The sequence below is a fragment of the Peribacillus deserti genome (assembly GCF_002863585.1).
GTDB classification, from domain to species: domain Bacteria; phylum Bacillota; class Bacilli; order Bacillales; family DSM-1321; genus Paraperibacillus; species Paraperibacillus deserti_A.
The window spans coordinates 1-6,828 of sequence record NZ_PGUY01000074.1 but is presented as its reverse complement, the minus strand read 5'-3'; the positions used below and the strand labels follow the sequence as shown (position 1 = coordinate 6,828).

The following is a 6,828-nucleotide window of genomic DNA, read 5'->3' as shown; positions in this document are numbered from 1 at the left end:
AGGAGGCTCAGCGCCCGCCCCGCGGAAAGCGAGCATCCTGTAGTGGAAATCTACCTCCTTGTTGCAATTACCACAAAGTTTGCGAAAACAGCCTTTACAAATCAGCCCGGCATTTCGAAGGGGGAGGTCGCTCTTGAGGATTTCCAAAAAGAATTAGCCGGCTTCGGATTTGATAAAGTGTATCTATGTCCTCATCCACATCATGAAGGCTGTTCATGCAGGAAGCTTTTGATTGGAATGCTGCAGCCGGCAGCAGCTGAAAATGATTTAGACTTAACAAAATGTGTGGTGATTGGGGATAGATGGACCGACATGGTTTCTGCTCATCAGGCAGGCTGCATAAAAATATTAGTTCAAACAGGAGCCGGAACAAATTCACTAAAAAAACATCTCAACCGAGAATATGACGGTCTTTGGAGTGAAGTAACATTAGATTTTGCAGCCGCAGATTTTAAGGAAGCGGTTGACTGGCTATACTCAGGAAACATTTTCAGGCAAGCAGGCTTATAAGCCAGGAGCACAGAGAGTAGATGGAATAAGCATAAACAATAAAGCTTAAGCATAAACCTTAAGCATAAACCTAGTATAATAAGCATAATCGATAAAACATAATCATTGAATGAGCAAAGATAAGCATAAATCTATGGAATATAAGCATAAAGTTTGAAAACCTAAGCATAAACCTTTTAAAGGTAAGCATAAATTCCAAAAACGTAAGCATAAAGCAATTGAGTATTTGTAAAATCATAAAAACTATTGCCATACTTCTGGCAACAGAGCAAATTTCCTCACAAAGGCAGAGGTTTTACCCACCAAATAACTAAAAAGAAGGTTTTTTTAGTCTAATTAAAGCTAAAAACCTTTTTTTTTTATGTATGACTCTACAATGCATAAGAATATCAAAAACCTATGTTTAGCAGTATCTTTCCAGAAATCATAGAGTCTTTCCCCGATAAACATTATGGCCTCCTTTTAGCACAGTTACATGAACTAAATTGGAGTTCATACTCAGTTTGCCACTGCCACTTCAGCTTACCTTTAGATTCTAATTCAATATTCCATTTATTATAAGTTCTACAAAGGAATTTATCCAAAAAATGTCGAATTTTATAGGAAACAGATGTAAGGTGGCTTACCCCTATGGAATTATTAATCAATCAAGAGTATTTTATTAAAGCTATTGCCGACGTGAGCAGGGCAGTCACTTCCTCCAAAAATGGCATGTCAGGAATTAAAGTAGCGGCCTGTAAGGACAGCATTACCCTTACCGGAAGTAATTCAGAAATGGCTATTGAAAAGGTGATTCCGCAGGCAATGGCAGAAAGTAAATTGTTTGAAATCTATCAGTCTGGCAGTGTTATTTTACCAACAAAGTATCTATACGAAATCGTCAAGAAAATGCCTGGTGACCTCATAATGAAAGTCCATGAAGATTTTACAGTGACCATAACATCAGGTGAAATACGTTCTAGATTGAACGGCTGGGATTCAGGTGACTATCCAAATCTACCGGCCATTGAAAATGCCAGATCATTTACTGTTCCGAGTTTGGAGTTAATCAAGCTGATAAAACATACGGTCTTTGCCGTTTCGAGAAATCAGTTTAAGCCTGTACTGACTGGGGTTTATTTGTCTGTAAAACCAAATTCACTCTTTTTTGCAGCAACAGATTCTTACCGGCTCGCAGTGAGCAAACTTGAGATCCAATGTGATGAGGAAGGCTCATTTGTCGTTTCAAGTGAAAGCATGAATGAGGCAGCAAGATTAATGTCACAAGCCTCGGGTGAGACAGCCATTTATTTCACGGATCAATACATCGTCTTTAAGAAAGACTCTATTACGCTATACTCGCGGTTAATCGAAGGAGTGTTTCCAGATATAAACGGCATTTTACAAATACCATCTAAAACCCAAATCATCATCGATAAAAAGAAGTTTCTGAATGGTGTCGAGAGAGCTTGCTTATTTGCACGAGAAGGGAAAAATAACAATGTGAACTTATTTATACGATCTGATTCTAGCATACGCATATACTCTGATTTAACGGAAATAGGGGGTATAGAAGAAACATTAAAAACAGTGTCAATCGAAGGAGAAACGGATTTTGGAATATCAGTCGATGGTATATACATTGTGGAAGCTTTAAAAGCAATACGTGAAGAAACGGTTTCTATAAAATTTGGAGGAGTGTTGCGGCCGGTCCTTATAGAACCCCTCCATAATGACTCGCATCGTCATCTTGTGTCACCGGTCCGTACCCGGTAAAAATGATGGTTGTTAAAAAATGAGTTATATATATATTTGGATAGAGGACTGCTGGTATTTAAAGGAATCGGTTCATTCAGCGATTTTAGGAAGAAGAAAAGATAGCGATATTAGAGTATAAGAGATTTATTTACTATTCGAATTTAATTGCGCATAGTAAACCCTTAAATCCGTGTAACAGGCGAAAATTAAATTGTAATAAAAATCCGAAAAGAAAAAAGAGAGGAAATTATCCTCTCGAGCGTTGTTTTTCTTTAGAATAAAAGACGGGTCTTTTAGAAAGTGCATATATTGATACAGCAAAGCCTACTCCAAGGAGTGCAGGAACCGTCCAGATGATATCAGTTGTAGACATGGATGAACCCTCCTTCTCGATGTACTTGTAATCTTAATACCCGTTTGTGGGTGTTATTAAACCGATTTGCTTCATAAAACAAGGGGATATATCTGGGAACACATAAGTCCTCTGCTTGAGGGGGTAAATATTTTCTTGCACTAGTTTCTTCGGAGATATGCTTATGTTCAGACCATTCATGATTGAGTCTTTCAATCTTAGGATTATGTTATCAACAGTAATGCATTTCTAGCCTCGCCAAATGCGTAAGTATGATGATTTTATGCTTATTCAACTCCATTTATGCTTTTCTTCCATGCGGTATGCTGATAGAGGAACGGAAATCTGTGTCTGAATCAATTCGCCTAACGAAATACATAAAAAAAGGCGCCGAGATTTTCTCGACAGCCTGGGGGGACACGGACTGTGTCCCTTTTGACATTTATCCATCCTAAATACGGAACTTAGGACTGATAGTTATGCTGTTCTTCAATTTTACCGTCTTCATCATGAATGATAGCCATGGTTCCTGCTTCTTCTGCCATCCGTTTTGCTTCCTTTACAGCATCTGATTTAGAATCCGTCGTAAAATCTGGTTTGTCTTCTCCCTCGGTTTTAACGGCCCAGCCTTCCTCATCATAAGGTACTACATGAAACCTTGCATCATCTGTTCCCGCTCTTTCTTCGAAATACTGATCCCGCTCATTATTTTGGTTATCATTGCTCTTTGACACACTGCATACCTCCTAGAATTTTTGATTATATAATCTGCCATACCTTTACCCGCTCAACCTGCATGAAAACATTTTGCAATAGTATGCTAATCATTATCTTAAATTCCGGGCCTGAGTTTTAAAAGTCATTCGCGAAGTTGTATAAGAAAAGTTGGAAAGCGGATAATAGGAAGGAGTTTCTACAGAAAGGAGCAGTTATATGGACAAAAATAACAATAACAAACGAAAAACTACAGAAGGTGCCGATCAGCCATTAATGTCAACAGCTGGCACAGATCCAAGCTTCGACTGGGATACTGACGGAAATAAGCTTGGCGCAAAGCCTAAAATAGGCGGAAATGTTGCCGGCGAAAAACGTCCGTAAATATACTCAACTGCTGCCATATACCGGCGGCTTTTATTATGTAAACAATGATGAAACGCACAATAAAATGGTAAAATCAGAGAGTAATAGATAATGGATTAACGTTAAATGCTTTTTATAACAGCTGGAATGGAGACTGGATTTGTTTCAGATCGTACTATTTTTGAAAAAAGAACAACATTTAAGCGGCATTTTCAATTGTTCGGCTCCAAATCCTGTGAACAATCAAGAATTGATGCAGCAATTACGGAAAGTCATGAATAGAAAAATAGGCCTTCCTTCCCCTAAATTGCTGCTAGAACCTGGAGCTGTAATGATTGGGACAGAAACTGTGCTGGTTTTAAAAAGCCGCGGGGTTCTTCCTGAAAGATTAGAACAAGAAGGATATACTTTTAAATTCCAGACACTTGAATCAGCACTGAATGATATCTTATTTAAATAAAATGGCCTAGGATCATCTAAAAATAGTGAAAGTGCCAGATTAAGACTTTCATCGTTTAATAGCCTGCCAGAAAGTTCATCCTATTTTCTTGAACCAGAAAAGGAAAGTCAGACTTAGCAGTCATATAATATAGATTTTACTAGCCGATCAATCCAGCATGAGTTATCAGAAATAAAAAGACCATGAAGTGAACTGCTATATAAGGCTGACATTTTTCCTTTATGAACCTATTTTAGTTGATGCAGGCTTACATAATTTAGAAAACATAAAAAACGATAGAAAAATATTCAATAAAGTCATCGATTATTCCATCATCCGAAGAGGAAGATATTTTATTTACATAGTACTCAGTAAGTGGATTTATTTATAGGTTCCATACAGTTAAAACATAAGGAGTGTATACATTTGTTAGTTCCTGATGCGTTTAAGGAAAAAATCGCCGGCGCTTTCGGCGCTGCTGGAAGCGCCTGGTTAGCCTCACTCGAGAACCTGGTTCAAGAATTCATTGTAAAATGGAATTTAACAATCGAGGGACCAGTTCCAAATCTCTCTTATAATTATGTACTGAAAGCTAAGGATTCGGCAGGTAAACCAGTCATTCTGAAATTGGGTGTGCCGGGTTTCGATTTTAGCAATGAAATTCAAACCCTTAAGGTCTATGATGGAGCGGGGTGTGCCAAGTTATTAAGAGCAGATCCTGAACGAGGAGCTATTCTGTTAGAACAGCTTAAGCCGGGGTTCATGCTTTGTGAGGAGAAAGATGAAACAAAAGCCGTCCAGCACTTTCTCAAGGTATGGAAGGCTATGCGACGTCCTGTACCAGCAGATGTAAACAGCCCGACGATTAACGATTGGGCCATGGGATTAGATCGGTACCTGAAGGAGTATCCTTATGGGGATGGACCGATCCAAGAAAAGTATATTAGTCTTGCTGCCTCATTATTTAAAGAAATAAACGCTACTTCTAAAACAGATGAATTACTGCATGGAGATCTGCATCATGAAAACATTCTATTCTCTCATGACAGAGGCTGGCTCGCAATTGATCCCAAAGGTGTATCCGGTGATGCATATTATGGACTTATCTCCTTTTTAATTAATCATATATTTGATAAAAAAAATCCGAAAGAACTGCTGATCCATCGACTAAACATACTCACAAACAACACCGGGATTGACCGCGGACGGCTCCTTAAAGCAGCAGTTGCGATGAGTATCCTGTATGCCTGCTGGGGAATAGAAGACCAGGACCCAGAATGGGAGAACACCTATAGGTGCGCAGAATGGTTTCAAGAGCTGAGACATTAATTAAAAGAAAGGGACTGCCGCCCATGGCAATCCCTCTTTTCGTTATTTCCGGCTTTTCGCTTCCTTTGGAGTGTCTATTTTTACTGCATCCTCTGAATGAAGAGAAACTTTTAAAAAGTAGAAAAATGCACCGCCTGCTACACCTAACAAAAAGAGTATTCCCAATGTGGTCAGCCATAAATTAGCCAAGAAATCCCCTCCCTTTTATGATGTATATGCACCTAGCGGGAGGAGATTGCTCTAAATGTAAGCGCTTATATTTTTCTGAACTAATATATACAGGAAACCAAAAAAAATGGATAAACTTCTTATTATTACAAAGTATAAAAAGAATGTAATAACAGGAGGTGAGAAGATGTCAAATCAAAATAAGAATGAAAACCAGAATAATGCTGCCCAGAATGTGGCGGATAAAATTAAAGATGGGGCTGGAGTAGCTTTCGATGCGGCCCAAAATGCTATTAATGCAACTGAAAATATTGCAATGAATACGGTTGATGAAACAGCAAACGCCATAGATAAAACAACCGGAAGTGTCAGCAAGGCTATGGGGAATCAGCGTAACCAAAAGTAGCATCAACATATGTAGAATGTCTGGAACGCCACTTAGATGGCGTTTTTTTATGTTAGCCAGAAGGAAATTAGCCGGAAATAGCGAAATATCAAATATATATTTTACTTTTATGGAATATTTTGGAACTTTCCATTAAGAAATTGGTATTCATGTAGAGAGGAGGGGAAGATTTTGAAAAAAGTAATTGTCTGTATATCCACATTGATATGTATCGGACTCGTAAATTATCTCGGGACTTTTGCCGGAATAAGTTTTATTGATTCATCCTTCTTTTGCGGACATCTTTCTACTGTCATCATTCACTTTTTTACTTCGTCCGGCGGTTTTTCTTCCAATCAGGTCCGGCTTCAGGTTCAGGCTCAGACTGGTTTGAAGGTTGAGGAAGAAAGATCTTCCTTTACCCCCTCGGTTGCTTATTATACAGCTATCGCTTATACCGTAGTTTCGCTGGCAGCAATCATCTTTTATTATAAAGATTATTTTATATAAGTCCTAGTTACACTGCTAACCATTTAAAAAAATGGCTGTTTCCGTTAACTTTGTTGCTATTAATTAAACTTTCCACTGGAGGATGCTAGCTTTCCTGGGGGTGGACGCCTGACCTCCTCGGCTTCGCCTGCTAAAAAATGGCAATTTTATACAGAGGGCTCTTGGACCGGCCGCGAAAACGGGAGTGCCTCATCTTATAAACAGCCACGTTCAACACTGCCTATCATTCTTTCTAAAAATAACTTAAAAAAAGAGAAGAGGCTGGGACATAACTAGCTTCAAATAATGCGAAAGGTGAATTTGAGGGTACTCAAATTC

10 protein-coding genes are annotated in these 6,828 nt (G+C 38.6%); 7 read left to right on the top strand and 3 right to left on the bottom strand.

The features are described from left to right. Both CUU66_RS21575 and dnaN read left to right on the top strand, forming a co-directional pair. On the top strand, positions 1-510 hold a 510-nt coding region (locus CUU66_RS21575), incomplete at its 5' end, for an HAD hydrolase-like protein (RefSeq protein WP_101645458.1). Positions 511-1,140: 630 nt separating this feature from the next. Continuing rightward, positions 1,141-2,265 carry a DNA polymerase III subunit beta gene (gene dnaN, locus CUU66_RS21570; RefSeq protein WP_101645457.1) on the top strand — a complete coding sequence of 375 codons (1,125 nt, stop codon included), beginning with the start codon at positions 1,141-1,143 and terminating at the stop codon, positions 2,263-2,265. Between the two features lie 229 nt (positions 2,266-2,494). Here the strand turns inward: dnaN and CUU66_RS25125 are convergent, their stop codons facing one another. After that, positions 2,495-2,620, bottom strand: coding sequence for a hypothetical protein (locus CUU66_RS25125; RefSeq protein ID WP_257968100.1), 126 nt, complete (start codon positions 2,618-2,620; stop codon positions 2,495-2,497). A 443-nt stretch (positions 2,621-3,063) separates the two neighbouring features. Beyond that, positions 3,064-3,333, bottom strand: a complete 270-nt coding sequence (locus CUU66_RS21565; RefSeq protein ID WP_101645456.1) for a DUF2188 domain-containing protein — start codon at positions 3,331-3,333, stop codon at positions 3,064-3,066. Positions 3,334-3,532: 199 nt separating this feature from the next. Here CUU66_RS21565 and CUU66_RS24455 point away from each other — a divergent pair, with 199 nt between their 5' ends. The 3 genes from CUU66_RS24455 (at position 3,533) to CUU66_RS21555 (ending at position 5,447) form a co-directional block, all read left to right on the top strand. Then, entirely contained in the window at positions 3,533-3,697 is a 165-nt protein-coding gene (locus CUU66_RS24455) for a hypothetical protein (protein WP_180955388.1), read from the top strand. A gap of 142 nt (positions 3,698-3,839) precedes the next feature. Then, positions 3,840-4,139: a DUF1731 domain-containing protein gene (locus CUU66_RS21560; protein WP_374703021.1), complete on the top strand. Its 300-nt coding sequence runs from the start codon at positions 3,840-3,842 to the stop codon at positions 4,137-4,139. Positions 4,140-4,544: 405 nt separating this feature from the next. Continuing rightward, entirely contained in the window at positions 4,545-5,447 is a 903-nt protein-coding gene (locus tag CUU66_RS21555) for an aminoglycoside phosphotransferase family protein (protein ID WP_180955387.1), read from the top strand. 42 nt (positions 5,448-5,489) lie between these two features. Here CUU66_RS21555 and CUU66_RS24450 read toward each other — a convergent pair whose 3' ends face one another. After that, positions 5,490-5,636 (bottom strand): hypothetical protein, encoded by a 147-nt coding sequence (locus CUU66_RS24450; protein ID WP_180955389.1) that lies wholly within the window; start codon positions 5,634-5,636, stop codon positions 5,490-5,492. A gap of 166 nt (positions 5,637-5,802) precedes the next feature. Between CUU66_RS24450 and CUU66_RS21550 the strand changes: the two genes are divergently transcribed. Both CUU66_RS21550 and CUU66_RS21545 read left to right on the top strand, forming a co-directional pair. After that, the gene (locus CUU66_RS21550) at positions 5,803-6,021 is read left to right on the top strand and encodes a hypothetical protein (RefSeq protein WP_101645459.1); all 219 of its coding nucleotides are present in this window, start codon (positions 5,803-5,805) and stop codon (positions 6,019-6,021) included. Between the two features lie 171 nt (positions 6,022-6,192). Next, entirely contained in the window at positions 6,193-6,510 is a 318-nt protein-coding gene (locus tag CUU66_RS21545; protein ID WP_101645453.1) for a hypothetical protein, read from the top strand. Positions 6,511-6,828 lie beyond the last annotated feature (318 nt).